The 25,300-nt window shown below is 48.6% G+C and carries 25 protein-coding genes; 15 read left to right on the top strand and 10 right to left on the bottom strand.

What is annotated here, in order from left to right; genetic code table 11:
• Positions 1-162: 162 nt before the first annotated feature.
• Both VIM88_RS06780 and VIM88_RS06775 read left to right on the top strand, forming a co-directional pair.
• Complete coding sequence (locus VIM88_RS06780; protein WP_331862131.1) at positions 163-540, top strand: DUF6394 family protein; 378 nt, start codon at positions 163-165, stop codon at positions 538-540.
• Between the two features lie 4 nt (positions 541-544).
• Complete coding sequence (locus VIM88_RS06775; RefSeq protein ID WP_331862130.1) at positions 545-2,218, top strand: potassium channel family protein; 1,674 nt, start codon at positions 545-547, stop codon at positions 2,216-2,218.
• 33 nt (positions 2,219-2,251) lie between these two features.
• Here VIM88_RS06775 and ftsH read toward each other — a convergent pair whose 3' ends face one another.
• Positions 2,252-4,096, bottom strand: a complete 1,845-nt coding sequence (ftsH, locus tag VIM88_RS06770) for an ATP-dependent zinc metalloprotease FtsH (protein WP_331862129.1) — start codon at positions 4,094-4,096, stop codon at positions 2,252-2,254.
• Positions 4,097-4,236: 140 nt separating this feature from the next.
• On the opposite strand from ftsH, the gene VIM88_RS06765 reads away from it, so the two are divergent.
• Both VIM88_RS06765 and VIM88_RS06760 read left to right on the top strand, forming a co-directional pair.
• Positions 4,237-5,982, top strand: coding sequence for a YgiQ family radical SAM protein (locus tag VIM88_RS06765; protein ID WP_331862128.1), 1,746 nt, complete (start codon positions 4,237-4,239; stop codon positions 5,980-5,982).
• Positions 5,982-6,806, top strand: a complete 825-nt coding sequence (locus tag VIM88_RS06760; protein WP_331862127.1) for an HAD family hydrolase — start codon at positions 5,982-5,984, stop codon at positions 6,804-6,806. The genes VIM88_RS06765 and VIM88_RS06760 overlap by 1 nt, the downstream gene beginning before the upstream one ends.
• Before the next feature lie 41 nt (positions 6,807-6,847).
• Here VIM88_RS06760 and VIM88_RS06755 read toward each other — a convergent pair whose 3' ends face one another.
• The 3 genes from VIM88_RS06755 to VIM88_RS06745 form a co-directional block, all read right to left on the bottom strand.
• Positions 6,848-7,069 (bottom strand): hypothetical protein, encoded by a 222-nt coding sequence (locus tag VIM88_RS06755; RefSeq protein WP_331862126.1) that lies wholly within the window; start codon positions 7,067-7,069, stop codon positions 6,848-6,850.
• Positions 7,070-7,130: 61 nt separating this feature from the next.
• Entirely contained in the window at positions 7,131-7,799 is a 669-nt protein-coding gene (gene murU, locus VIM88_RS06750; protein WP_331862125.1) for an N-acetylmuramate alpha-1-phosphate uridylyltransferase MurU, read from the bottom strand.
• A 34-nt stretch (positions 7,800-7,833) separates the two neighbouring features.
• The gene (locus VIM88_RS06745; RefSeq protein WP_331862124.1) at positions 7,834-8,919 is read right to left on the bottom strand and encodes an anhydro-N-acetylmuramic acid kinase; all 1,086 of its coding nucleotides are present in this window, start codon (positions 8,917-8,919) and stop codon (positions 7,834-7,836) included.
• A 126-nt stretch (positions 8,920-9,045) separates the two neighbouring features.
• Here VIM88_RS06745 and VIM88_RS06740 point away from each other — a divergent pair, with 126 nt between their 5' ends.
• The gene (locus VIM88_RS06740; RefSeq protein ID WP_331862123.1) at positions 9,046-9,462 is read left to right on the top strand and encodes a hypothetical protein; all 417 of its coding nucleotides are present in this window, start codon (positions 9,046-9,048) and stop codon (positions 9,460-9,462) included.
• Positions 9,463-9,576: 114 nt separating this feature from the next.
• The gene (locus tag VIM88_RS06735; RefSeq protein WP_331862122.1) at positions 9,577-10,662 is read left to right on the top strand and encodes a S1C family serine protease; all 1,086 of its coding nucleotides are present in this window, start codon (positions 9,577-9,579) and stop codon (positions 10,660-10,662) included.
• A gap of 2 nt (positions 10,663-10,664) precedes the next feature.
• Here the strand turns inward: VIM88_RS06735 and VIM88_RS06730 are convergent, their stop codons facing one another.
• The 5 genes from VIM88_RS06730 to hemL all read right to left on the bottom strand — a co-directional run bounded on the left by VIM88_RS06730 (position 10,665) and on the right by hemL (position 15,152).
• Positions 10,665-12,185 carry a sodium:solute symporter gene (locus tag VIM88_RS06730; RefSeq protein ID WP_331862121.1) on the bottom strand — a complete coding sequence of 507 codons (1,521 nt, stop codon included), beginning with the start codon at positions 12,183-12,185 and terminating at the stop codon, positions 10,665-10,667.
• Positions 12,185-12,898 carry a peptidoglycan recognition family protein gene (locus VIM88_RS06725; RefSeq protein ID WP_331862120.1) on the bottom strand — a complete coding sequence of 238 codons (714 nt, stop codon included), beginning with the start codon at positions 12,896-12,898 and terminating at the stop codon, positions 12,185-12,187. Before VIM88_RS06725 ends, VIM88_RS06730 begins: the two co-directional genes overlap by 1 nt.
• 27 nt (positions 12,899-12,925) lie before the next feature.
• Positions 12,926-13,477 (bottom strand): hypothetical protein, encoded by a 552-nt coding sequence (locus tag VIM88_RS06720; protein ID WP_331862119.1) that lies wholly within the window; start codon positions 13,475-13,477, stop codon positions 12,926-12,928.
• Positions 13,464-13,778, bottom strand: coding sequence for an AtpZ/AtpI family protein (locus VIM88_RS06715; RefSeq protein ID WP_331862118.1), 315 nt, complete (start codon positions 13,776-13,778; stop codon positions 13,464-13,466). The genes VIM88_RS06720 and VIM88_RS06715 overlap by 14 nt, the downstream gene beginning before the upstream one ends.
• Before the next feature lie 78 nt (positions 13,779-13,856).
• On the bottom strand, positions 13,857-15,152 hold the full coding sequence (gene hemL / locus VIM88_RS06710) for a glutamate-1-semialdehyde 2,1-aminomutase (protein WP_331862117.1): 1,296 nt from the start codon (positions 15,150-15,152) through the stop codon (positions 13,857-13,859).
• A 108-nt stretch (positions 15,153-15,260) separates the two neighbouring features.
• Between hemL and VIM88_RS06705 the strand changes: the two genes are divergently transcribed.
• Positions 15,261-16,166, top strand: coding sequence for a TonB family protein (locus VIM88_RS06705; RefSeq protein ID WP_331862116.1), 906 nt, complete (start codon positions 15,261-15,263; stop codon positions 16,164-16,166).
• A gap of 40 nt (positions 16,167-16,206) precedes the next feature.
• Here VIM88_RS06705 and VIM88_RS06700 read toward each other — a convergent pair whose 3' ends face one another.
• On the bottom strand, positions 16,207-16,905 hold the full coding sequence (locus tag VIM88_RS06700) for a hypothetical protein (protein ID WP_331862115.1): 699 nt from the start codon (positions 16,903-16,905) through the stop codon (positions 16,207-16,209).
• A 51-nt stretch (positions 16,906-16,956) separates the two neighbouring features.
• On the opposite strand from VIM88_RS06700, the gene VIM88_RS06695 reads away from it, so the two are divergent.
• From VIM88_RS06695 to mreC, 8 genes are all read left to right on the top strand, one after another.
• Positions 16,957-18,303, top strand: coding sequence for a Na+/H+ antiporter NhaC family protein (locus tag VIM88_RS06695; RefSeq protein ID WP_331862114.1), 1,347 nt, complete (start codon positions 16,957-16,959; stop codon positions 18,301-18,303).
• A 104-nt stretch (positions 18,304-18,407) separates the two neighbouring features.
• Entirely contained in the window at positions 18,408-19,451 is a 1,044-nt protein-coding gene (gene lpxB, locus VIM88_RS06690; protein WP_331862113.1) for a lipid-A-disaccharide synthase, read from the top strand.
• 62 nt (positions 19,452-19,513) lie between these two features.
• Complete coding sequence (locus VIM88_RS06685; protein ID WP_331862112.1) at positions 19,514-20,593, top strand: epoxyqueuosine reductase QueH; 1,080 nt, start codon at positions 19,514-19,516, stop codon at positions 20,591-20,593.
• Between the two features lie 56 nt (positions 20,594-20,649).
• Entirely contained in the window at positions 20,650-21,099 is a 450-nt protein-coding gene (gene fabZ, locus VIM88_RS06680) for a 3-hydroxyacyl-ACP dehydratase FabZ (protein ID WP_331862111.1), read from the top strand.
• Between the two features lie 8 nt (positions 21,100-21,107).
• Positions 21,108-21,908, top strand: a complete 801-nt coding sequence (gene lpxA / locus VIM88_RS06675) for an acyl-ACP--UDP-N-acetylglucosamine O-acyltransferase (RefSeq protein ID WP_331862110.1) — start codon at positions 21,108-21,110, stop codon at positions 21,906-21,908.
• Positions 21,905-23,125, top strand: coding sequence for an ATP-dependent Clp protease ATP-binding subunit ClpX (gene clpX, locus VIM88_RS06670; protein ID WP_331862109.1), 1,221 nt, complete (start codon positions 21,905-21,907; stop codon positions 23,123-23,125). Before lpxA ends, clpX begins: the two co-directional genes overlap by 4 nt.
• A 27-nt stretch (positions 23,126-23,152) precedes the next feature.
• Positions 23,153-24,187, top strand: a complete 1,035-nt coding sequence (locus tag VIM88_RS06665) for a rod shape-determining protein (RefSeq protein WP_331862108.1) — start codon at positions 23,153-23,155, stop codon at positions 24,185-24,187.
• The gene (gene mreC / locus VIM88_RS06660; protein ID WP_331862107.1) at positions 24,177-25,238 is read left to right on the top strand and encodes a rod shape-determining protein MreC; all 1,062 of its coding nucleotides are present in this window, start codon (positions 24,177-24,179) and stop codon (positions 25,236-25,238) included. Before VIM88_RS06665 ends, mreC begins: the two co-directional genes overlap by 11 nt.
• Positions 25,239-25,300: the final 62 nt, after the last annotated feature.

Below are 25,300 nucleotides of genomic sequence, written 5' to 3'. Positions count from 1 at the left end.
TTTCTCTATAGAGCAGGAGATTCTTTCCTGCTCTAGCATTTCACTGCTTTTTTTATCACCCGCTCACTTTCCCACCCTATAAAATTTTTTGCGAAATTCAACTTTATTTTCAATAATCCCCAATGTAGTGTATAATTAAAAAAACAGATCGGGAGAATAGATATGAATTTGGGAAAAGTAAGGGCCGGATTTTTTATTATACTGGCTATGACATTGAATTTCGGCTTTTTTTATGGCGATATGGATTCTATGGTGCACCATCATAAATTTGAACTTTTTGCAGCGATCGTAGTTAACCTGATAGCGACCACGCTGAAGCTTGGGGACAGAACCCAGATGGGCTCCGTGCTTTTGGCGACATCACTGGTGGCAGATATCCAGCTGATCGCCGCAGCAACGATCTGGACCATTGCGGAGTATAACGGCGGTATGGATGCAGGAATGATCGGTATTATCATTTCACTCTCCGGTGGAGCGCTTTTGGCGAACATCACATCGGTCATTCTCTATATCGGCGATACGATAAAATCCAAAAGGTAAGCGCGTGAATAACAGTGCTTTGTTTCTCATCCTTCAAAAGATGAGAGCCCCGTTTTTGGTACTTATAGTCACCTACACGATCGCCATCATTGGACTTGTATCGATCGACGGGATAGATAACGAGGGCAACCCTTACCGGATGACCATTTTTGATGCGTTCTATTTTATCTCCTATACAGCTACGACGATAGGATTCGGAGAAACACCCTACACGTTCAGTTATCAGCAGAGAATATGGGTCTCCATGATCATTTACCTGACCGTCATAGGCTGGTTTTACAGTATAGGCTCGCTTATCTCGCTGATACAGGATAAAGTATTTCGCAAAGAGATAGCCAAAAGCCGGTTTATCAGGCAGATCAGACATTTGGATGAGCATTTTTTCATTATACTCGGATACAACGCAACGACCAAAAAGATCATTGAAAAATCCCTGAAGAAGGGATTCAGGGTCGTAGTGATCGAAAAGAACGAAGAGAAGGTAAGCGAGCTGCATCTGCAGAGCTATACACCGGTCGTACATGTACTGCAGGCAGACATCCATGACCCGAATGCCATTGAGGCCGCGGGTATCAAATCACCCTACTGCAAAGGGCTGGTCTCACTGTTCGAAGATGACAGCCTCAACCTCAGGATCGCGATCACCACAAAAATTATCAATCCTGATGTCCCTCTCGCCATCAAATCAACTACCAAGAACCTCACGGAAAACCTCAAGGACGTAGGAGTGGAGATCATAGAAAACCCTTTTGATATCATTTCCAATCAAATAGACCTGAGTCTCAACTCCCCTTCTATCCATCAGCTGGCCAAATGGATATTCAATCTCGATACGCTGGAGAAGCAGTCTTTGAAGCTTCCAAGAGGAAAATACATCGTTTGCGGCTACGGAAGAATGGGCAAGGAGATCTATAAAGTACTGGAGAAAAACAACATTGAAGCGAGTTTCATCGAAATAGATCCTGCGAAAATTTCTAAGTCCAATACACACGATATCGTGATCGCAGATGCGGATGATAAAGATATTCTGATCGGACAGGGGATCAGAGGAGCAAGCGTCATCATCGCAGGAACAAACAACGACACGACCAACCTCTCTTTGCTGGCAACTGCGAAAAAACTTAATCCGGATATCCTGACCATTGCCAGAGAGAATGAGCTTGAGAACTATTCGATCTTTCAATATTCGAATATCGACTATTTGTTCATGCCTTCAAGGATACTGATCCATAAAACGATCAATGCCCTTGTCAATCCGATGTCGGACAGGTTTCTGGATCTGATGAAGAAAGAGACAGAGCATGCTGCAGCGGAGCTGATAGAAAAGCTGCTTCAGAAGATCGGCGGTGAACCGAAAACCTATGAACTGAAAATAGACGAGCGATCGGCCTTTGCCATCGTTACGTCCTTGCATGAGGAGAAAACAGTCACTCTGAAGCATCTGCTTTTAAAAAGAGAAGATAATACTGCAGAAAATGCAGCAATGGTACTCCTCCTGCAAAGAGGGAGCACATTGACCCTTTTACCCTCTGAAGACACAAAACTGGAAGTGGGTGACCAGCTTTTGCTTGCGGCCGATGAGGAGGCGATCAACGATATAGAGTATATCGCGCAGAATATCATAGAGTTGGCGTACGTCACCAACCATTTTCAGCCTGTAGAAGCAGCACATCCATAAAGGTCTGTGAAATGCTTCTGTAGGATCACAGAGCTACAGGGAGACGATCGATTTGATCTCATCAAGGTATAACAGCTCTTTTTCCACCAGTCTCTCTGAAAGCGCCTTGATCTCTTTTTTGTGTGCAGCGAAAAGCTTTAACACCTCTTCCTCTTTTGTCGTAATGATCTTCCGTACTTCATCGTCTATCAGTTTGGCGGTCGCTTCGCTGAAATCTTTCGGCATCGCCATTTCGCGGCCCAGGAAGACATGCTCTTCGCCTTTTTGATAGTAGACCGGTCCGATCAGCTCGCTCATACCCCATTGGCTCACCATATGGGTTGCAAGACTGGTCGCCTCTTTGAGGTCACTGGCCGCACCTGAAGAGAGGTCACCCAGCAGTGTCTGTTCGGCAGCCCTTCCGCCAAGCATGACCCCTATTTTATCGAGAAGATAGGCTTGTGGAAAGTTCTTGATGTCTTTAAGAGGCAGCTGTTCTGTCATACCCAGTGCCTGACCCCTTGGTATGATACTTACCTTTTCAATGGGGTCTGCATGCTCCAGAAGCATGGCTGCAAGCACATGACCGCTCTCATGGATCGCGACCCTCTCTTTGTCCTTTTCATCCAGAACGAACTCCTGTTCCACACCCATGATGATACGGTCACGCGCATACATGAAGTCATCCTGTGTCACCACGCTCTGCCCTTCCCTGGCTGCATGCATGGCCGCTTCATTGACAAGGTTGGCCAGGTCCGCACCGGAGAACCCGATGGAGATCTTGGCTACCTTCTCCAGGTCTACGGAGCTGTCTGTCTTGACCTTTCGGATATGGATGTTCAGTATCTTTTCCCTTGCTTTGACATCCGGCAGGGTGAGCGTGATCTTTCGGTCAAACCTTCCGGGTCTCAGCAGTGCATAGTCCAGCACATCAGGACGGTTGGTCGCAGCGATGACCACGACCTGCTCGTCTGACTCAAAACCGTCCATCTCGGCCAGGATCTGGTTCAGGGTCTGCTCTTTTTCGTCATGTCCTCCCCCTACACCAGCCCCTCTTGCACGTCCCACGGAATCGATCTCATCAATGAAGATGATCGCGGGCGCTTCTTTTTTGGCATTTCTAAAGAGGTCACGCACCCTCGACGCCCCTACCCCCACGAACATTTCGACAAACTCTGAACCGCTGATGGAAAAGAAAGGGACTTCCGCTTCCCCAGCCACAGCCTTCGCCAAAAGGGTTTTCCCTGTTCCGGGCGAGCCCATCAGCAAAATACCTCTGGGGATCTTGGCGCCTATCCTCTCATACTTCTCAGGGTTTTTAAGAAAATCCACGACCTCATAGAGTTCGATCTTTGCATTTTCCACCCCTGCCACATCATCAAAGGTCACGGAGACCTTTTGCTTCTCATATTTTTTGGCCGTGGATTTCATAAAGTCGAACACACCGCCACCCATGCCGCCTATCTGTTCCTTGAGACGACGCGAACTGTAAAAGATGAACGCAAGGAAGAGAAAAAGAGGCAGCAGCATCAAAAAGGAGAGCCAGAAACCGGATTCTTTCTGTGACCTGATGTGCATCTCCACCTGGTTCTTTTCCAGCAGTTCCAGCAGAGTCTTGTCTTCGAAAGGAGGAAGTGTTGTTTTTAGGTAGGTCGGCTTTTCTCCCAGACCTCCTTTGACCGTGGCTACGACCTGGTCCCCGTCAATACGCACCTCTTTGATGATATTCTGTTCGACTTTCTCTTTGAACTGATTATAGGTAAGTGTACGACCCTGCTGATCGACATAGAGATAGTTGAAGAGTTGAAATCCGATGATCATCAGAATAAGCACCACCCATATATTGGGGAAAGGAGCGGATCGGTTCTCTTCTGATGGTGGTTGCGGTTCTTTTTGCATGTCTACTTCCTTTGGGATACGGTGAGGATAGTATTATTGTACCAAAATACACAGGAAGTTGGTTATGTGGAACCTGACTGCCATATTGCGTATTTCCATGAATTGGATATAATACGGAAAAGTATTCACAAGGCAGCCCCATGAGCAAACTCGATCTTAGAGAAGCAAAACATTTTTTACCTACCACCAGAGAAGAGATGGATGCTTTGGGCTGGAAGCAGTGCGATGTGATACTTGTCTCCGGAGATGCCTATATTGACTCCCCTTTTATCGGTGTGGCCGTGGTAGGACGTATGCTTGAGAAACTCGGCTACAAGGTCGGTATCATAGGCCAGCCTGATGTCAAGAGCGACAAAGATATCAAGCGGCTGGGCGAGCCCCGTCTCTACTGGGGAGTGAGCGGCGGAAGCATAGACTCCATGGTGGCCAACTACACGGCAACCAAGAAATTCAGGAACTCCGATGACTATACCCCCGGAGGAAAGAACACCAAGCGTCCCGACCGTGCGGTACTGGTCTACACCAACCTGATACGCCAGAACTTCAAGAACACGGTCCCTGTCGTACTGGGCGGGATTGAGGCCAGCCTCAGACGTGTGACGCACTATGACTACTGGACCAACAAACTCAGAAAGCCCATCCTTTTTGATTCCAAGGCAGACATACTGATCTACGGCATGGGAGAACAGGCCATACGCGACCTGACACAGGCACTGGACCAGGGAAAAGAGTGGAAAGATATACGCGGTGTCTGCTACATCAGCAAAGAGCCTGTCGAACACTATCACCAGCTTCCCTCGCACCAGGAGTGTCTGGATGAGAAAGAGAAGTACATAGACCTCTTCGACCTTTTTTATGACAACAACGACCCCATAGCGGCCAAAGGACTCTGCCAGAAGGTGGACACGCGCTACTCCATACAGAATCCGCCCTGCGACTATCTGAGCGAGCCGGAGATGGATGAAGTCTCCGCCCTGCCTTTCACAAGAGAACTGCACCCTTACCACCGTCCGGAAGGAAAGGTGAAGTGTCTGGAGACGATCAAGTTTTCCATCATGACACACCAGGGATGCTGGGGCGAGTGCAACTTCTGTGCCATCGGCGTGCACCAGGGGCGTACGATCCGTACACGTTCCGAAGGGTCCATCGTCAAAGAGGCCAACCAGTTCAAAGAGTACAAGGATTTCAAGGGCATCATCTCTGATCTTGGCGGCCCTACGGCCAATATGTACGGGTATGAGTGTAATAAAAAACTCAAACTGGGTACCTGTGACCATCAGCGCTGTGTCGATTCAAGACATCTGTGCTCCTCGATGAAGCCTGACCATACCCGTGTGATAGGCATGATGAAGCAGGTACGCAATATAGAGGGGATCAAAAAGGCATTCGTGGCTTCAGGGATACGGTATGACCTGATCAATGAAGACAAACGCAAAGGCTACTCTTATCTGAAAGAGCTGGTGGAACACCACATTTCGGGGCAGATGAAGGTCGCGCCCGAGCATACCCAGCAGCATGTCCTTGACCTTATGGGAAAACCGGGGAAACAGACACTGATAGACTTTAAACATCTCTATGACAAGCTTAATAAAGATATGGGGAAAAAGCAGTACCTCACCTACTATCTTATTGCAGCCCATCCGGGGTGTGAAGAGAAAGATATGCATGAGCTGAAACGGTTTACGACCGAAGAGCTTAAAATGAACCCTGAACAGGCGCAGATCTTTACGCCGACACCGGGTACCTACTCTGCAGTGATGTACTACACGGAAATGGACCCGGTCACACGCAAGAAGATATTTGTGGAGAAAGATATACACAGAAAAGAGAAACAAAAAGCCATCGTTCAGGCGAAAACAGATTTTAAATCAGGATTTGCAAGCTAATGCCCAACAGACCTATCTATATCACAGACCTTGACCATACATTTTTACGCACAGACCTGAGTATCAGCAGCTTCAGCACAGAGATATGGAATGCGAAAAGCAAAGATGCCATACTCACGGTCGCCACGGCAAGAAGTTTCCAGAAAACCCATGATTTTCTGGACAAGCTGCACCTGGATGCTCCGATGATACTTTTGGACGGAACGATGATCGTCTCTCCCGACAAGAAGCTCATAGACCTGAAGACGATCAATAAAGCCCTCGGTGATGCTATCGTCGAAGTAGGCTTGACGTTCGATATAGACCCCTTCATCATAGGGCTCAGGGATATGCAGCTCAATGAAACTTTTTTGTATCCCCGCAAACTCAACGAGCATCAGAAGTTCGTCCTGAAAGGATATAAGGACGATCCCCGTCTGCAGTTCAATCCCGAAAACAAAACGATGGAGATGAACCTGAAGATCGTCTATTTCGGTGACTATGCGACACTGAAACCGCTTACGGAGGCACTCAAGAAGACCTTTGAAGATGCCATAGAGTGCAAACTCTCCCCGGAAAAATACTCGGACGGATACTTTCTAACGATCCTCCATCCCGAAGGCGACAAAGCACATGCCGTGCAGAAGGTCATGGAGCATATGGAGCGTGACGCTGCTGATGTGACCGTATTCGGGGACAGTGTGAATGACATAGGGATGTTCAAGCTCGCGGGTACCTCTGTGGCTGTCTCGAATGCATTGGAAGAGGTGAAGGCGCTGGCGGATGTAGTGCTTCCCCACTCCAACGATGAAGATGGTGTGGCGAAGTATTTGGAGAGCAGGTAAGATTTAGTGCAGAGGTGTACTTCGATCTCTGAGAGAAAAGGTCAATCTTCCCACTCCTCATCGTCATAGTCCTCATCATAATCCTCATCGCTCATCTCATCATAATCGACGGTAAAGATCTTGGAATACCCTCTTTTCTGAAGCTCCTCATCAATACTTTCCATGCTGAATCCGGATTTCTTGCATATTTCTATGATCTCTGAAATATCTTTTTCCGCCACATCATGTATGTTCATTTCGAATTCAATATCAGCTATAGTCATGGTTCACTCCTATTTGACTGGAAACATGTTACTAATTATATATCATTTTCTCCATTTTAAGTCAATACCGGTTCATGAGCTGTGCATTTAAAAGCTCCAGTCTCTCGGGCGTCCCTATATCGAGCCATTCTCCCTCGTAGAGCTCTCCTGTCACCTTACCCTCTTTCATAGCGGCTCTGAGCAAAGGAGCCAGAGCGCTTTTGCCATACGGCACCGCTTCGAAGAGTTTGGGCGAATAGTAGCCTATGCCTGAAAAAGTGTACTGCTTCGCATCCACCACACGCTGGCCGTTCAGAGCGAAATCCCCCTCGGGATTGTGCTCAGGGTTGGGCACAAGAATGAGATGGGCCAGGATGCCCTCTGCGAGCTTTCTGTTCTCTTGAAAGTCATAGTCCGTCCAGATGTCGCCGTTCACCACCAAAAAAGTTTCTTCTCCCAGCAGAGGCAAGGCTTTGACGATACCTCCGGCACTCTCAAGGCCCCCCTCTTCCTGCTCATCCGAGTAGGTAATGTGGACACCCCACTCCGAACCGTCACCCAAGGCTTCAGGGATCTGGTATCCCAGGTGAGCGATGTTGATGACGATATCGGTAAATCCGTCATGTGCAAGACGCTCTATATGCCAGACGATCAGGGGTATGCCGCCTACATTGAGAAGCGGTTTTGGTGTTTTGTCCGTAAGCGGTCTCATGCGGGTCCCAAGGCCTGCAGCAAGTATCATGGCTTTCATCTATGCTCCTTTTGCATATACAGAGGGTCGGGTATCATACATAGATACCGCCCAGAACTGCATTCTCACTGGCTCCCGTGACCTCTTTCAGGTTGACGGCTTCTTCGTGCAGTCGTTTGTATGCCAGCCAGGCAAAGGTCATCGCCTCGATCTCATCGGCATGTTGTGCTATGGCTACTTCTACATTGGGCATCAGTGCTTTGATACGTTCGACCAAAAAACCGTTTTTTGCCCCGCCGCCGCAAAGCAGTGCTATGTCTGTATGGAACTGCAGTACTTCATTGGTGATGCTGAGGGCAGTGAGTTCAAGCAGTGTTCTCTGTACGTCCTCAGGAGCGTGTGTTTTGCCTCTCAGGCAGGACTGCAGCCACTCCGCATTGAACTTTTCTCTGCCCGTGCTCTTTGGGTAGGGTAAGGAAAAATACGGTTCAGACATCATCGCATCCAGAAGCCCGTACTCTACGTTGCCGGACCTAGCCCATTCGCCCTCCTTGTCATACGGTTCCCCCAGATGCTCTGCTGTCCACAGGTCCAGAAGCACATTGCCGCAGCCTGTGTCGTACCCTATCAGCTTGTCATTCACGGGATTGGGCAATACGGTGATGTTTGCCATGCCGCCGATGTTCACCACACAGAGACGAGCATTAATATTCTTAAATATAAATTCATGGAAGGCGGGGGCGAAAGGTGCACCCTGGCCGCCCAGCGCGATATCTTTGCGCCGGAAGTCAGCGACTACGGGAATACCTGTTCTGGCAGTCAGAATATTGGGGTCTCCCAGTTGCAGTGAAAACGGATATGCCCCGTCAGGTGCGTGCCAGAGTGTCTGCCCGTGCAAACCGATAGCCTTGATGCTGCCGGCATCGATATGCTCGCGTATCAGCAAGGCGCCGACAGCTTGTGTGAACAACACCCCCAAACGGTGGTCCAGCTGGCCGACCTGTTCGAGGGTATGCTTCCCCTCTATGATCGTCAGGATGTCAGCTCTGAGTTCCAGGGGTATGGGGTACGCCAGTGATGCGATCAGGTCGCAACCGTCGGTACCGATCTCACAGAGTACGACATCCACACCGTCCAGTGACGTACCTGACATGATACCTATATATCGTTCTTTATCCATGGTTCTTTCCATCGTCTAGTTTTAATACAAGTGTACCCTCTTCTATCTCAAAGATGCTTGACATCGTAACGATATAGGCTATACTTAGACAACAATAAAGTGCTTACAGCGACTGAAGGAATCACAATGTCATACTCTGACTGGTTTTATGAACACGGCAAAAAACACAAAGCGATCATGGATAAGCTCACCCACCTGAGTGATCAGGAGGTCATTGCCTATTTCAGGTTTGAGAACATGGTAGAAAAAGAGCCGGACTTTTGCCCCCTCTACAAAGAAAATAAAAAATGTCATGATACGGAAGGGCTGAACTGCTACCTCTGCGGCTGTCCCAACTTCCGGTTTAAAGATAAAGGGTTTCATACACGGGAAGGCAAAACGCTCTACTCTGCCTGCAGCATCAGTTCAAAAGAGGGAGGACAGTTCATCACCGAAGATGCCATCCATCAGGACTGCTCAAAATGTCTCGTTCCTCACCATGAGTCCTATATCAGAACAGTATTTGACAGGGATTGGTTCGAGATGATGGAAAATGTCTGTTAAACGGATACGGGACTTTGATGTTTTACCCTCTTTCAGATCTTGAAAGTGTTCGTTAATAGTCCATTATGCTTATTACTATATGATAAAGCCTCTATGATCCTGTGAAAGGAAAACATGAAAACGTTTGACATTAAATCGGCCCTGATCGTGATCCTGTCAGCCCTCTTCATACTCTATGCCTTGTCCATAGAAATAGAAGAGAAGAACGTGCTTTTATCTAAAAACTGTACGGTCACGGAAGAAGAGAGACAGAATATCTCCATTTTTGAGCATGTGAAGGACAGTGTCGTTTTTATCTCCATTCACCAGCAGATCGTCGATCATTGGAACAGGAGCACGATAGATATTCCGCAGGGGGCAGGAAGCGGATTTGTCTGGAACAAGGAGGGGTATATCGTTACGAACTATCATGTGATCATGAATGCGAACAAAGCGGTAGTGACCCTGAAGAACGGAAGACAATACAATGCCGCCCTGGTCGGGACCGCACCGGATTATGACATCGCGGTGTTGAAGATAGCCCCGGTCATGCATCTCCTCAAACCGGTGACGCTGGGTAGTAGCAGGAACCTGATGGTCGGACAGACGGTCTATGCGCTGGGTAACCCCTTCGGACTGGACTGGACGATGACCAAAGGGATCATATCGGCACTGGATAGAAGTATGTATGCCAACAATGGTGCGACGATAAGACACATGATACAAACGGATGCCTCCATCAACCCCGGGAATTCAGGCGGTCCTCTGATCAACAGCCAGGGCGAGGTCATCGGCGTGAACAATATGATCTTAAGTCCCAGCGGCGCGAATGCCGGCATAGGATTCTCCATCCCTATCGATACCCTAAAAAGTGTGGTCCACTCCATTATCGAACAAGGCAGCTATGTCAGGCCTTCCATCGGTATCAGTGTCAGCAGCAGAATGAACGAACTCTATCAGGAATCCAGCGGCCAAAAGGGTGTGGTGGTTGTGGAGGTACTGCCGCATACCTCCGCTGCGACACAACAACTGAGACCGGCCACTTCAGACGAGAGGGGGCGGATCATCTTCGGAGATGTGATCACCTCCCTCAATGGGAAGTCCGTTGAAAGCATTGAGGACCTTTTCGGTCTGCTGGATGAACACCGAAGCGGAGAGACCGTGACGCTCGAGGTCATCAGAGAGGATAGCGTACAGAAGGTGGATGTGGAACTCCAGTGATCCTAGTGTCGGCCTTTCGCTGTCATCATGATCCCGAATGCCACCGCTGTACCTCCCAGTATCTGCCAGGCAAATCCCAGTTTGAGATCTAGCCATGCTTCAAGGGTACTGCCCAGCAGATAAGGCTGAAGCAGCAGTACGGTCAAAAAGCCGCCAAGCAGAGCAAAAGGCACGGCAGTACTGCTTCCCCGTTTGGTGAAGAGTGCGGCCCCGAAAATACCCAGCAGTCCGGTATAGGCAAATGCCATGACCCCGAGTGCAAAGTTCAGGAGCGGCAGTTCCGTATAGCGCTGCCAGTAATATGAGAGCATGGCCATCAGCGAGAGCGCCAGGGCAAAGAGAAGCACAGCATTCCGCCCCGCTTTGACAAAATGCATCTCTTCTGCCTCAGATCTCTTTTGCTTCCAGGGTTTATAGAGGTCCTCTATCGCGACAGATGCCATGGCCCCGAGCACGGAATTGGAGCTTGACAGGGCAGCCGCAACGGCACCTACGGTCACCAGTCCCCTCATCCCTTCAGGCATCTCATGCAAAATGTAGTACATGAAGATCGTGATCTTCTCCCCGTCAAACTGCTGTACCACTTCCGTGCTCAAACCGGAGAGTTCGGGATGCTGGTAAAAGAGATACAGCAGCAGACCGATCATCAAAAAGAGTATCGCTACAGGGATGGTCAGGTAGATGCTCAGCATCATCGAACTTTGGGCTTCTTTGGCATTTTTACAGGTCAATGCTCTTTGTGTGATGTCCTGGTCCAGTCCGTAAGCTGCAATGTTCAGCAGCAGCCATCCCCCCAGCAGTGCCCAGACAGAGAAACCGCCCGACAGGGACCAGTCAAGGACTCTGAGCTTATTGTCTGCCTGAAGTGTCGAAACGATGGCGGAAAAGTCTGTATGGAGCGCCATATAGAGATAGACAAGTACCGCGATCCCTGCTCCGATGAAGGTAATGGCTTGAATGATGTCAGAAAAGATAATGGACCTGACACCGCCGAAGTAGGCATAGGCCAATGCGCCGGTGATCAGGATCCCGATGGAAACGGCCACATGTTCAGGCGTGATATCGAGGAAAAGTATCATGGAGATGGCCAGCGCGCCTATGTAGAGCCTTGCCCCTGACGCAAAGAGACGCCCGACAAGGAACATCACCCCCGCCTGCTGCTTCGCGGAGGCACCGTAACGCTGTTCGAGCAGTTCATAGACCGTGACCGCCCTGATAGCATAAAAACGGGGTATCAGGACTTTCGTTACGATCAGTACGGCTAAAAAGGACGAGAGGTAAAACCCAAGGAAAGTGAGGTCTGCCCCGTAGGAGTACTCGGGGCCGCCCAGGAAGGTCGCGGCTGACTGTGTCGTGGCCAGCACCGACATCGCTACGGCAAACATGGGCACGGTATTGCCGCCCACAAAATAGTCACGGGTATTCTGTACCTTCACACGGCTCAAAAGCACCGATGTGATGGCTAATACTAAAAAATATGTAAAAAAGACGCCCCAGTCAAGCGTACTGAATGCCGAGTTCATTATTTTCCTTCAGGCGGCGCTTTGAGTTCGAGACAGTTGACGGCATCCCTGAGTTCTGACATGAACTGCTCTCCAGGGTCGGATTTGACCGTTCTGTACCCTTCATCTTTTTCCAGCCACAAGGGTGTGCTTTCCATCTGCTGATACTCATGGTGGCCGACAAGATACCCGATCGTGGGATATTTGGCTTTGAGATACATCACCAGGTCTATGTTGGCCTGACGCTGTGCAGGGGTGAGGTCATCTATCCTGTTGTCTTTTCCTCCGACGTTCTCTATGCCGATGCTTGAATAGTTCAGCCCTATCACGTGGCGTGCCATCCAGTTCTCCGGCATCAGACGGTAGATGGTCCCATCACGTGCGACCATGAACTGGGAGGAGACATTCAGTGCGGAAGCTTTGACAATGTCTTTTCTGTCGGAAAGAAGCTTCTCAGGCCGTAAACGTTCAAAGGACCGGTCAAAGTCCATATCTGCCGTCCAGTGCACCAGAATGATCTTCGGTGTGATCTCGATGTTCTCTACATCCTTTCCGTAATGCGTCTTGATGTACGCTTTGGTCATTTCTATACGTTCCGGTCCGAACGCTATAGGTTTATCGATGATCTGGAGAGGCTGGATGGGTTTGGTGGTACAGACGGGAGGATTAGCCTCCTCTTTGCCACAGGCGGTGAAACTGAAAAGTGCAATGGATAGCAGTAAGATCTTTGTCATAAAATAAATCCTGGGTTCTAATTGGATCTATTCTATCGTATCTTGGCTATGGTTTTCTTTTTCTTTTAAAAGGACCCATACGAGAATGACGGTCGGTATCCCCAAAGAGATGATGTAGCTGGGAATATGCAGCATCTCCTGTCTTTTCAGATAGAAGAAGCCCAGGATAAGTACGGCATAGGCTCCCAGCCTGTAGATGGAGAGCGCCGCTTTGGTATCTTTGATCGTCTGGTAGACCGTACGTCTGTTCTCTTTGAGCTTCTTCTTCTCTTCCTTGATGGTTTGGGCAAGATCTTTCTCTTTAATCTCTGTCACTTCTTCGCTGTAGAGATCATAGGGGTCTTCGAGTTTATCGATGACATCCCTGCTGTCATCCATGGTCACGATGTTGTGTTTGATCCTCGCATTGACCATACGTCTGTAGCTTATAATGGAGGCAACCATCACCAGCGTGGCGGTGATATAGCCAATCTGGGTGTTATACACTATTTTAATATCAAAAAATATTACAGCGATCAGCAGCAGCAGTATATCGACGGAAAGAAGGACGAACAGGATCTTTCGGTTAGTACTGCTCATCATCGTCTTCAGCGTCGTATTTTTTTTGCTGCTCGGTTTTGTAGGTATATCTCGGATCCTTTGCCAGTTCGTCAAAAGATCTTTTCTGTTTGGCATAGGCTTTATAGACATTCGAAATGGCTGCGCCGATCCCGATGAACACCCCTATCCAGAGGGTCCAGTCCGCTTCTGTCAACTTGCGCAGCCCCAGTCCGATACCGATACCCATAAGTACGGCAACGACCATGGAGATCCCCAGACTGAGTCCGTCAGCGGCATTGACTATTTTTTTAAACTTGGGTTCTTCATTGTTTTGCTGCATGCTATCTCTTTCGTTATGCATTTTTTCTGTCATACTCCCGGGCCGCTTCGCTTGCAGTCCCGTTCGTACAGAGCTTCCTTACTTTTTGGTTATTTCAGCCATGACCTCATAGGCAGCTTTGATCGTTTCATCGATCATCTCATCGGTGGTAGCTGCGGAGATGAACCCTGCTTCATAGGAAGAACAGGCAAGGTAGATACCTCTGTCCAGCATCCCCTTATGGAACTTTGCGAACATCGCAGAATCATTTTCAAGGGCATCATTAAAGTTTCTGACAGGTTTTTCCGAGAAGAAGAAACCGAACATGCTTCCTCTTACATCTGTCACCAAAGGAATGCCTGCTGAATCAGCCGCTTTTTTGAAACCGTCCATAAGCTTTTTCGCCTTATTCCCGAGGAGTACGTAGAGTGAAGGGTTGGACTTGAGTTTTTTAAGACTGGTCAGACCCGCGGTCATGGCAACCGGGTTACCCGAAAGTGTACCCGCCTGGTAGACCGGACCTTCAGGAGAGAGATGCGCCATGATCTCAGCGGATGCACCGAATGCACCGACTGGCATCCCTGCGCCGATCACTTTGCCGAGTGTGACCATATCGGGTTTCACTGTCGAGATACCCTGTGCTCCTCTGAGCGATGCTCTGAACCCGCTCATCACTTCATCGAAGATCAGCAGGGCACCGTGGTTCGTACAGAGACAGCGCAGCTCTTCCAAAAAGGTTTCATCTGCAGGGACAAGACCCATATTTCCCGCGATCGGCTCAATGATCACACAGGCTATCCCGTCCGGAGACTCCTCAAAACATGCCAGGACCGAAGCGATGTCGTTATACGTTGCCAGGAGGGTATGCTGCGTAAGGTCTGCAGGCACACCCGGACTTGACGGGCTTCCGAATGTGGCCAGTCCGGAACCTGCCTGTACGAGCAGGGAGTCCGAATGCCCATGGTAGCACCCTGTAAATTTGACGATCTTGTCCCTGCCTGTGACACCGCGGGCCAGACGGATGGCGGACATCACCGCTTCCGTACCGGAACTGACGAAACGCACTTTGTCGATAGAGTCAAAAAGTGTCACGATCTCCGTCGCCAATTCTGTTTCTACCGTAGTGGGCGCACCGAAACTGAGCCCTCTCTTGACCGCTTCAATGACCGAGGCTTCTATATCTGGATCTGCATGACCAAAGATAAGGGGTCCCCAGCTTTGCACATAGTCGATATATCTGTTGCCGTCTATATCAAAAAGGTATCCGCCCTCGCCTCTATCTATGAAAGGCGGTGTGCCTACTACCCCTGAAAATGCACGTACGGGTGAATCCACGCCACCGGGTATCACCTTATAGGCTTCTTCAAATGCTGCTATACTTTTGTCATATGCCATATTATTAATCCTCATCATGTATAATTGCAGGGATTATACAATAACGGCACTTAGGGCTATATACAAGGAGCCACCATCAGAACGCTGAAAGGATTTTTGCTCTCTTTATTGTTACATTTGCTGATCCTGTGGCTCTTCGTAAAAAAATGGGAAGACCTGAAGCTCATCCCTCCTCCCGCACAGGACAAGAAAATAAGCCTGGATCTGCAGCAGATCACACCCCCTCCAGCGCCAAAACCCAAAGCACAGCCGGTCACAGTGCCTCCCGTACCCCAGCCTGTCGTGACCCCGCCGGTGACACAGCCCGTCGTCGAAAAACAGGACAGGCCTGAACCAAAGAGAGAGGCTCTCAAGCAAAAGCACGTGGATGAGCGTGCAAAAGTATTTGCAGAAAAAAGCAGTGAAGAGCACAACCTCACCGAACCGGTGCCAAAGCCTGAAAAGAAGATCGCAAAAAAAGAGGTGGAGAAAAAAGAGGTGGAGAAAAAACCTCTGAAAAAAGTGGCAGAACGGCCTGTCGCAAAAAAACCAGTGCTACAAAAAACAGCAGCACCCAGACGGCCCAAACGTTCCGGCGATCCTCTGGCCAATGCATTGATGGGTTCCGGTACTTCCATGTACCCTGCCAAAAATACCCGCCGTCCCTCCTCTTCAGGCAGCTATGGCGAAAGAATGATCCATACGCTCTATGGAGAAGAGTTCAATTCTTTCACCGAGACGCAAAAGAAGTACATCAAAAACAATCTGGGTACGATCCACAGGATCACGCAAAACACCCTGACACGGAACGGCTATCCTGAGATCGCCGTGCGTACAAGACAGCAGGGGGTCAATGTGGTCTCCTTTTACCTGCATCCCAACGGTGACATCTCTGACCTTAAACTTAAAAAGCACATTGGCTATGCGGCTCTGGACGAAAATACGTTGGAGGTGATACGCATAGCCTATAAAGACTATCCGCTGCCCAATAAAAAGACCAAGATCATCTTTAATGTGAACTACAGTCTCTATTGAGACCCTAAGAGAGACCTAACGGCAGGATATGCAAGCCGTGTCAGGGTACCTGTTTCAGAAGGCTCTCTATCTCCTGGCGGGTTCCCTGTACCAAAAGCGGTTTGGCCGCTGGGTCCAACCATAGGAGTATCTCTTTGATCTCCTCCTCGCGCATCACGGTACATCCGGCGGTCGGTATGCTCTTGATGTGTATGAATATGCACGAACCTGCACCCTTTTGGGAGGTTTTGCCCTCCGTGATATGGTTGTGGTCCACGACGATGCCGTATTTGTAGTAGTCTTCGGGAAATTTCATACGTTCATGACTCTTATAATCCCTTTGGATCTTGGTACTGTCGACGATCTTGTTGTAATAGACAGAATGGACATCGTCCACACAGTGGTCCGTCTCTTTGTAGACCTCATAGGGATAGTTGATCTGGTAGGGTGCATAGCCGAAGGCCTGTCTCAGACGGAAGATACCTGCAGGCGATCTGCCGTCCCCCTCTTTTTTGAGGATCTTCGCATCTTCTGGTATCTGATGTAACCCTATCCCCCAGCCCAGTCCGTTTCTTCCCAGGTTTATCTCGATCGCTTTGCCTGCTTTTTTCCAGATCTGGCCGGACCTTTCATATCGCTGCAGCGTGCCCGTAGGTGCGGACCAGTTTTCCGTAGTGACCACTAAAAGCTGTGTTGATCTTGGCATATCGGAAGCATGGGAGAGGAACAGTGCAGAACAGAGTATCAGGAATAATTTCATTATGTTATAATCCTTCTTATGGAATATGGAATCGTATCAATAGCAATCCCGTTGCTGACAATCATTTTAGCTATTATAACCAAAGATGTGATCGTTTCGCTCTTGGGCGGTATATTCGTCGGTCTTCTGGTACTCAATGCGTACGACCCCGTAGCTGCCTTTATCGCACTTTTTGACGGTATCGTTGCACTCTTCTCTGAAGGGTGGATCGCAAAAACACTTTTCTTTATCGTCCTGGTGGGCTCGATCATCAGACTATTGTCGATCAGCGGAGCGGTCGACAGTTTTGTGCTCTATCTGAGCCAAAAAGCAAAGAGGATCGACTCTTCCATCGGAGCCATGCTCCTTGCCTATTTGATCGGTGTCGTGATCTTTATCGAGTCATCCATCACGGCACTGGTCGCCGGTACGGTAGCCAAACCGCTCTGCGACAAGAACGGGGTCAGCAGAGAGAAACTGGCGTACATCTGCGACTCTACCTCCGCACCTATCTGTTCACTCATACCGCTCAATGCATGGGGCGCATTGCTTTTGGGGCTTATCGTCACCGCCATTGACTCCCATGTCATCTCAGGAGACGGGATATCTCTGCTGGTCGCTTCGATCCCGTATAACTTCTATGCGCTCTTTACACTGGCCATCGTACTGGCAGTTATATTTTTAAATATCAATATAGGCCCGATGAAGCATGCCGTCCCGGTATCCTATCTACCCAAGGAGAATGAGGCCCAACCCAAAGCCACGCCCTATAAGATGCTTTTACCGATACTGGTGATGGTACTGATGGTCCCGGTAGGGCTCTACTTCTCGGGGAACGGCGATATTTTCAAGGGGTCGGGTTCTACGTCCGTCTACTATGCGGTGATCGTCACCCTGCTCTTTATCTATCTCTATTTTGTACCCTCTGGCACACTCACGCACCAGCGCTATTTTAAAGGTCTCTATGAAGGTATAGCCGACATGACCCCTGTAGGTATGATCATGGTGTTCGCTCTGCTGATCGGAAAGGTGATCTGCGATCTTGGGACAGCCGAATACTTGGCACAACTTCTGGATGGGAATATCTCTCCTCTGCTGATGCCGATGCTTATCTTTTTGGTGGCTGCTGTCACAGCTTTTTCTACCGGAACAAGCTGGGGGACATTTTCCATTATGATGCCTATCGGACTGGCGCTGGGTGCGACCATGGACCTGCATATACCATTGGTCATCGCTGCGGTCATTTCGGGCGGTATCTTTGGAGACCACGCCTCCCCTATTTCCGACACCACCATCATCTCTTCGATGGCCGCAGGGTGTGACCATGTAGAACACGTCAGAACACAGCTTCCCTATGCCCTCCTGGGCGGACTGCTCGCGTCGGCAGCGTTTCTGGCCGCGGGATGGTTCACGCAGTGAAACTTTAAAAATTTTCTTTACGCGCAGGGCTCTATTGGTTCACTAGGCGCTCAGATAAAAATATGATAAAATGGCATGAAATCAAACCCAGGAAACCATAAACCATGAAACTTCTCGTCTCCGCACTTGAGCCATCGTCGAATCTCCATTTAAAAGAAGTACTCAAGCATACACAGGGTATGGAGCTGATAGGGATCTTCGACAAGCATATTCCGCAGGGCACGCCGCTGTACGATATCAGCGAAATGGCGATCATGGGCGTGGTGGACGCCATCAGGAAACTTCGCTGGTTCTTCAAAGTAGCGGATGAAATGGTGGCACTGGCTTCAGAGGCAGACAAGGTACTACTCATGGACTCTTCGGGATTTAACCTGCCCTTGGCAAAAAAGCTCAAAGCGAAATACCCGGACAAAGAGATCATCTACTATATTCTTCCCCAGGTGTGGGCAAGCCGTCCCAAGCGTGTGCAGAAACTGGAGCAGTACTGTGACAGACTGCTGGGCATTCTGCCTTTTGAAATAGACTACTACAGCAGTGGCAAGGCACAGTATGTCGGACACCCCCTGCTGGACGAGATCAACGTGCACAGAAACGAGGAAGAGACGAAGGGGTGTATCGCATTCATGCCCGGAAGCCGCAAAAGCGAGATCACCCGTCTTATGCCGATCTTCCTGGAGTTACGCAGAAAGTTCCCCGATATCAGACCCCTACTGGTCATTCCCCCTTCCTTTTCAAGAAACAAGGTCGCGAAACTCTATAAAGGGAACCGGGAATTCGAAGTGGTACGTGACACCCATGAGGCGCTCAGACGTGCTGAGTTCGCATTTATCTGTTCCGGGACGGCTACCCTGGAGGCTGCACTGATCGGTACACCCTTCACCCTGGCCTATATAGCCAAGAAGGTGGACTTTTTTATAGGCACCAGACTGCTTGGCATCAAACAGGTGGGGCTGGCCAATATCATCCTGACGCATTACAACAACACCACCCTACACAACGAGTTACTCCAGGAAAAGGTCACGGTTGACAACCTGCTCAAAGAGTACTACAATACCGACCGACAGATCTTCGCTCAAAAGGCAGAAGAGTTGAAAACCTATCTTTCTCACGGCAGTTCCGAAAACGTCGCGAAGATCATCATGGAATAAGATACAATGAAACGATTCACGATCCACTATTCACTATTCACTTTGACTTACAAAGAGGCACTATGCTAGTACATATCTGCTGTTCGGTCGACAGCCACTACTTTTTACAAAAACTGCAGACAGAGTATCCGGAAGAGAAACTGACAGGATTCTTTTACGATCCGAACATCCATCCCTATTCTGAGTACTATTTGCGTCTTTTGGATGTGAAGCGAAGCTGCAAGATGCTGGGGATCGATCTGATAGAGGGCGAGTATGATGTGGAGAACTGGCTTGAAGCGGTACGCGGCCTGGAGCATGAACCTGAAAAAGGCTCACGCTGCAGTGTCTGCTTTGACCGGCGTTTTGAGATCTCCGCACAAAAGGCCAGGGAAATGGGGGAAACGAGTTTTACCTCCACCCTGCTGACAAGCCCCAAAAAATCCCTCAAGCAGCTCCAGGCAGCCGGTGATGCACTGGCTGCACGCGAAGGGATCTCTTTTGTGGCACCTGACTACAGAAAAGCTTCCGGGACACAGGAACAGAATATCATGGCCAAAGAGGATGCCCTCTACCGGCAGGACTACTGCGGGTGTATGTTCGGACTGAATATTCAGCGTGACCAGCAGTCAAAGCTTGCGGACGAACTTTTTGTGCCGATTTCAGGACAGGTCCAGCCGGAGTCCATAGAAGAACGTATCGAAATGTATGAGAAGCGCTGGCAGATGGAGGAAGAGCATATTCCCCACAAGATCATCAAACAGCGTTTTTTAAACTGGCGCCTGACGATGGGACTATTGCGTGTGCGCAAAGAGGTCGTTCCTGCACACTTCCTTCCCTACTCGACCCTCAGAGGGGAGTACACCAGAGGGAAGATCGAATACAGTATAGGGAAAGTACACTATATGAACCGTGATGAGGTACGCTTCATCACGCTGGATACCTACAACTCGCTCGCGGGTACCGACTATCAGACGGTCACAGAACTTATCTATGCGCCGCCTGCCTTCAGCAAAGAGGTAGAAGTGCGTTCCAGACTGGGGATCACACCGTACGACCTCTCTGTGATCCTGGTCACAGAAGAGATACCGGACAATAAAATAGAGATCCTCTGCCAAAGCAAAACCTACAGCGATGTGAAAGAGGTATTGGTCAACGTATAAACCTTTTTTTACCAACATTTGGATAAAATATATGAATTTTTAAATAAAGGTTTTTTATGCTTTACAATGTTGTAGATATTCAAAACATCTTACCACACAGATATCCATTCTTACTCGTCGACAGGATCACTGAACTTTCTGAAGGAGAGTATATAGAAGGTTTTAAGAACATTTCTATATCAGAACCTGTCTTCCAGGGACATTTTCCGGGACATCCGATCTACCCTGGTGTAATGATCATTGAAGGCATGGCTCAGGCCGGTGGTGTATTGGCTTTTAAAAGCATGGATGTAAGCAGCCAGGAAGAGATAGAGAACAAAGTGGTCTACTTCATGAGCATTGACAACGCTAAGTTCCGATCACCGGTCACACCGGGTGATCAATTGGTCTACAAGATCTCTGTGATCAAGAACAAAGGTGCCGTGTGGCAGCTGGATGCGAAAGCCTATGTGGATGACAAAGTGGTCGCGCAGGCTGAACTTAAAGCTATGATCGTAGACAAATAGGTGCCTGGATGTCTTTAATTCACCCTTCAGCGGTCATAGAAGATGGAGCAGTCCTGGGAGACAATGTTTCCGTAGGTCCTTTTGCCTATATCGGTCACAATGTCAAAATAGGCGACAATACGACTGTGGCTTCGCATGCGGTGATCGAAGGCCATACCACCATCGGCAAGAACAACCGCATATTCCCGCATGCCGCGGTAGGTACGATACCGCAGGACTTGAAATATCACGGTGAACATGTAGAGCTCATCATCGGTGATAACAATACGATCAGAGAATTTACCCTTCTTAATCCGGGTACCGAAGGCGGCGGCTCTGTGACAAGGATCGGAAACGGAAATCTTCTGATGGGCTACGTGCACCTGGGACATGATGTGATCCTGGGGAACCACTGTATACTTGCGAACGGTGCCACACTGGCGGGTCATGTCGAACTGGGCGATCATGTCGTGATCGGCGGGCTTACGCCGGTACATCAGTTCGTGAAGATCGGTGACTATGCCATGATCGGCGGGGCCAGTGCCCTGGCGCAGGATATCCCTCCTTTCTGTCTGGCCGAGGGTAACCGTGCAAATTTAAGAGGACTTAACCTCACCGGCCTGCGCAGACATATCGAGAGAGAAGAGATCAATGCGCTGAAAACCGCCTATAGAGAACTTTTTGAACAGGGAAACCCCCTCCAGGAAGTAGCGGAAAGTATTTTTAAGACCAGCAGTTCGGAAAAAGTAAAACAATTGTGCGAATTTATCATGAACTCTAAAAGAGGCATCCCATTCACACGAACAAAACATAAAGAGGATAATAAATGACAACCAAAGCATGCAGCTTTTGTGAAGCACAAGAGAGTGAAGAAAATCCGCTCATCGCTGGTGAAAATGCCTACATTTGCTCAAACTGTGTCATCTCTGCCTACAAGATTCTCTTTGGAGAAGAAGAGCAGGATGAGGAGACAGAAGGGTTAGGTCCACAGACGCTTTATACACCCAAAGAGATCAACATGATGCTCGATGAATATGTCATTGGTCAGGAAAAAGCAAAAAAAACACTCTCTGTTGCCGTGTATAACCACTATAAGCGTATTTTCAGGGTGAACGCGGACGACGAGACACAAATAGCGAAATCCAATGTCCTGCTTGTCGGGCCTACCGGTTCGGGTAAAACACTTTTGGCACAAACGATCGCAAGATTTTTGAACGTGCCTATTGCCATAGCTGATGCAACCAATCTTACAGAAGCCGGCTATGTGGGTGAAGATGTAGAGAATATCCTGACCAAACTGTTGATGGCTGCGGACGGTGACCCCAAACGTGCTGAACAGGGTATCGTTTTCATTGATGAAGTGGACAAGATCGCCAGAATGGGAGAAAACCGTTCCATTACACGTGACGTTTCCGGTGAAGGTGTTCAACAGGCCCTCCTGAAACTTATCGAAGGGTCCGTGGTGAACATTCCGCCAAAAGGCGGACGAAAACACCCCAACCAGGATTTCATACAGATCGATACTTCCAATATACTCTTCATATGCGGCGGTGCATTTGACGGACTGAACGACATACTCAGAAGAAGGCTTGGTGCGAACGTACTTGGGTTCGGTCAGGAAAAACGTTCCAAAAAGGAAGAGGCGAACCTTCTTCATCTGGTTGAAGCGGATGACCTGGTCACCTACGGACTGATCCCCGAGCTGATTGGCCGTCTGCATGTGCTTGCTACATTAAACGAGATCACGAAGGAAGACATGGTCCGTATTTTGGTCGAGCCTAAGAACTCTCTGCTCAAACAGTACCAGAAACTCTTTGAACTGGATGATGTGAAACTGAGTTTCGAAGAGGATGCGCTGGCATCGATCGCACAAAAAGCACTGGATAGAAAAACGGGTGCAAGAGGGTTGCGTACCATACTTGAGGAGATCCTCCTGGATATCATGTATGAGTTGCCTGAACTGGCCGGTTATGAGGTAGTGATCACCAATGATGTGGTGGAGTCAGGGGCGAAACCTTTGTATATAAAAGATAAAAAAACAGCATAATGACAATAAATAAAAAAGGATATATAAATGTTTAAAGGACTATTAGGGATGTTTTCTAACGATCTGGCGATCGACCTGGGAACAGCAAACACTCTTGTACTGGTAAAAGGACAAGGTATCAGCATTAATGAGCCATCTGTGGTGGCTATTCAATATGATAAACACGGTAAACAGAAAATACTTGCGGTCGGGCAGGAAGCAAAGGACATGGTAGGTAAAACACCTGGGAACATCAAAGCTATTCGTCCTATGAAAGACGGTGTTATCGCTGATTTTGAAATAACTGAAATGATGATCCGCTATTTTATTGAAAAAGCACATAAACGAAAAGGTTTCTTCTCTCCGCGTATTATCATCTGTGTGCCTTACGGATTGACGCAGGTTGAAAGACGGGCAGTGAAAGAATCCGCTGCGAATGCCGGTGCAAGATATGTCTATCTGATAGAGGAGCCTATGGCAGCTGCGATCGGTGCCGGTATCCCGGTAAAAGACCCGAATGGTAACCTGGTCGTTGATATCGGTGGCGGTACGACAGAGATCGGTGTTACCTCTCTCGGAGGACTTGTTCTATCCAAGTCTATTCGTGTAGCAGGTGACCATATTGATCTGGCTATTATTGACTACCTTAAAAAGAACTTCAACCTGCTGATCGGTGAACGTGTTGCTGAAGAGCTGAAGATCAATATCGGTACCGCTGTTCAGCTGAAGGAAGAGCTCACTACGACTGTACGTGGTAGAGATCAGATCGAGGGAAGTCTTATTGCTGTGGAAATCACTTCAGAGCATATAAGAGCAGCCATGCATGATTCTATCGAAACTATTGGGGAAGCGCTGAAAGACGTGCTTGAGCAGATCCCGCCTGAACTGGCCGGCGATATCGTCGAGAACGGTATCGTTCTTACCGGCGGTGGTGCACTGATAAGAGGTTTGGACAAGTATCTTTCAGACCTGGTAAAACTTCCTGTCTATGTTGCGGAAGATCCCCTTCTTGCAGTTGCCAGAGGTACAGGTATCGCACTGGATGAAATAGATATACTTCAACAAATGGCCTATGAAGACTAGACTTATCATCATAGCAATACTGTTGCTGATCCTGACAATATTGCTTTCACGAAATGATGAGCGCATCACAGGTACCCTTCTGGGTATCATTAACCCTATCAAACAATCCTATCAAAACTTTACACAGGACCTGGAAGACAAAAGCCAGAGCTATATCTTTCAAAAAGAGTCCATAGAAAAACTGAGCAAAGAGAACCGTGTTTTGCGAAAACGTCTGCTGGAGCAGATGCACTACATCGAACAGGTAAAAAGTATCTACGATGTCCTGCCCAGACTAAGTCGCTTGCCTGTGCCGAGCATTTCCATCGTTGAAACCATCTCTTATGTCAAACTGAACAGTTTTTCCCAGATCATACTGACCAATCCAAAAGGGCTGGAAAACAATAAGCTTTATGGTCTTATGCAGGGGTATGTCGTTGCAGGCATAGCCAGAATTCAGAACGGTCAGCTCTACGGATACCTCACATCAGATCAAAAATCCCGTTTTTCCGTTTTTATAGGAGAGAAGAAGGCACCGGGTATTGCACTTGGGAAGAGTGAAAATGAAATGATCGTCAAGTTCATTCCGAAATGGCATAAAATCAAGGAAGGTGACAAAGTAGTGACCTCAGGCCTGGATGGTATATTTTTTGAAAATGTTCCTGTAGGCATCGTCTCCAAGATCGAAGTACAGAGCTCCTATGCGGTGGCCCACATCAAAACATACAGTGACGTATTCCATCCCAAAACATTTTTTCTGATCAATGATGCAAAGGCTACCCTTGCCGAAGGCTTTGACTCCAATGCCACGAAGCTGGAACCCGTATTCACTGCGGGAAATAGCAGTGAAGAACAGAATCTCTCTTCTCTCAAAGAGGAAATGGGACTGAAAGACCTCAATGCGAGCACGGAAAGAGTTTCGAGCATCCCCAGCCGGATCGATCAGACACAGGAGGAAGTGATAGAACCGGAGTCGCCTGCAGAAGTACCGGAAGTAGCTAAAAAAAGACAGAACAATGCTGTCAGACCAGCCAGACCGAAACCTGATATAAGCAGCTTTGACCTCTTCTAAAGTAGCGAAATGCTGCTTTTATTTAAGGGGCTTATTTGTCTGCTTCAGCTATAATATTAAAC

The sequence above is a fragment of the Sulfurovum sp. genome (assembly GCF_036568385.1).
Taxonomy (GTDB): Bacteria; Campylobacterota; Campylobacteria; order Campylobacterales; family Sulfurovaceae; genus Sulfurovum.
This window is presented reverse-complemented; position numbering and strand designations above follow the sequence as displayed.

What these genes read in the sequence shown, in the direction of transcription:
- VIM88_RS06745 (WP_331862124.1), bottom strand. Translation starts at nt 8,919, where the DNA reads ATGGATAAAGAACGATATATAGGTATCATGTCAGGTACGTCACTGGAC.
- fabZ (WP_331862111.1), top strand. Translation starts at nt 20,650, where the DNA reads ATGCTTTACAATGTTGTAGATATTCAAAACATCTTACCACACAGATAT.
- VIM88_RS06715 (WP_331862118.1), bottom strand. Translation starts at nt 13,778, where the DNA reads ATGCAGCAAAACAATGAAGAACCCAAGTTTAAAAAAATAGTCAATGCC.
- VIM88_RS06780 (WP_331862131.1), top strand. Translation starts at nt 163, where the DNA reads ATGAATTTGGGAAAAGTAAGGGCCGGATTTTTTATTATACTGGCTATG.
- VIM88_RS06725 (WP_331862120.1), bottom strand. Translation starts at nt 12,898, where the DNA reads ATGACAAAGATCTTACTGCTATCCATTGCACTTTTCAGTTTCACCGCC.
- VIM88_RS06755 (WP_331862126.1), bottom strand. Translation starts at nt 7,069, where the DNA reads ATGACTATAGCTGATATTGAATTCGAAATGAACATACATGATGTGGCG.
- clpX (WP_331862109.1), top strand. Translation starts at nt 21,905, where the DNA reads ATGACAACCAAAGCATGCAGCTTTTGTGAAGCACAAGAGAGTGAAGAA.
- murU (WP_331862125.1), bottom strand. Translation starts at nt 7,799, where the DNA reads ATGAAAGCCATGATACTTGCTGCAGGCCTTGGGACCCGCATGAGACCG.
- VIM88_RS06735 (WP_331862122.1), top strand. Translation starts at nt 9,577, where the DNA reads ATGAAAACGTTTGACATTAAATCGGCCCTGATCGTGATCCTGTCAGCC.
- VIM88_RS06685 (WP_331862112.1), top strand. Translation starts at nt 19,514, where the DNA reads ATGCTAGTACATATCTGCTGTTCGGTCGACAGCCACTACTTTTTACAA.
- VIM88_RS06665 (WP_331862108.1), top strand. Translation starts at nt 23,153, where the DNA reads ATGTTTAAAGGACTATTAGGGATGTTTTCTAACGATCTGGCGATCGAC.
- lpxA (WP_331862110.1), top strand. Translation starts at nt 21,108, where the DNA reads ATGTCTTTAATTCACCCTTCAGCGGTCATAGAAGATGGAGCAGTCCTG.
- hemL (WP_331862117.1), bottom strand. Translation starts at nt 15,152, where the DNA reads ATGGCATATGACAAAAGTATAGCAGCATTTGAAGAAGCCTATAAGGTG.
- VIM88_RS06760 (WP_331862127.1), top strand. Translation starts at nt 5,982, where the DNA reads ATGCCCAACAGACCTATCTATATCACAGACCTTGACCATACATTTTTA.
- mreC (WP_331862107.1), top strand. Translation starts at nt 24,177, where the DNA reads ATGAAGACTAGACTTATCATCATAGCAATACTGTTGCTGATCCTGACA.
- VIM88_RS06740 (WP_331862123.1), top strand. Translation starts at nt 9,046, where the DNA reads ATGTCATACTCTGACTGGTTTTATGAACACGGCAAAAAACACAAAGCG.
- VIM88_RS06765 (WP_331862128.1), top strand. Translation starts at nt 4,237, where the DNA reads ATGAGCAAACTCGATCTTAGAGAAGCAAAACATTTTTTACCTACCACC.
- VIM88_RS06700 (WP_331862115.1), bottom strand. Translation starts at nt 16,905, where the DNA reads ATGAAATTATTCCTGATACTCTGTTCTGCACTGTTCCTCTCCCATGCT.
- VIM88_RS06730 (WP_331862121.1), bottom strand. Translation starts at nt 12,185, where the DNA reads ATGAACTCGGCATTCAGTACGCTTGACTGGGGCGTCTTTTTTACATAT.
- VIM88_RS06720 (WP_331862119.1), bottom strand. Translation starts at nt 13,477, where the DNA reads ATGAGCAGTACTAACCGAAAGATCCTGTTCGTCCTTCTTTCCGTCGAT.
- ftsH (WP_331862129.1), bottom strand. Translation starts at nt 4,096, where the DNA reads ATGCAAAAAGAACCGCAACCACCATCAGAAGAGAACCGATCCGCTCCT.
- lpxB (WP_331862113.1), top strand. Translation starts at nt 18,408, where the DNA reads ATGAAACTTCTCGTCTCCGCACTTGAGCCATCGTCGAATCTCCATTTA.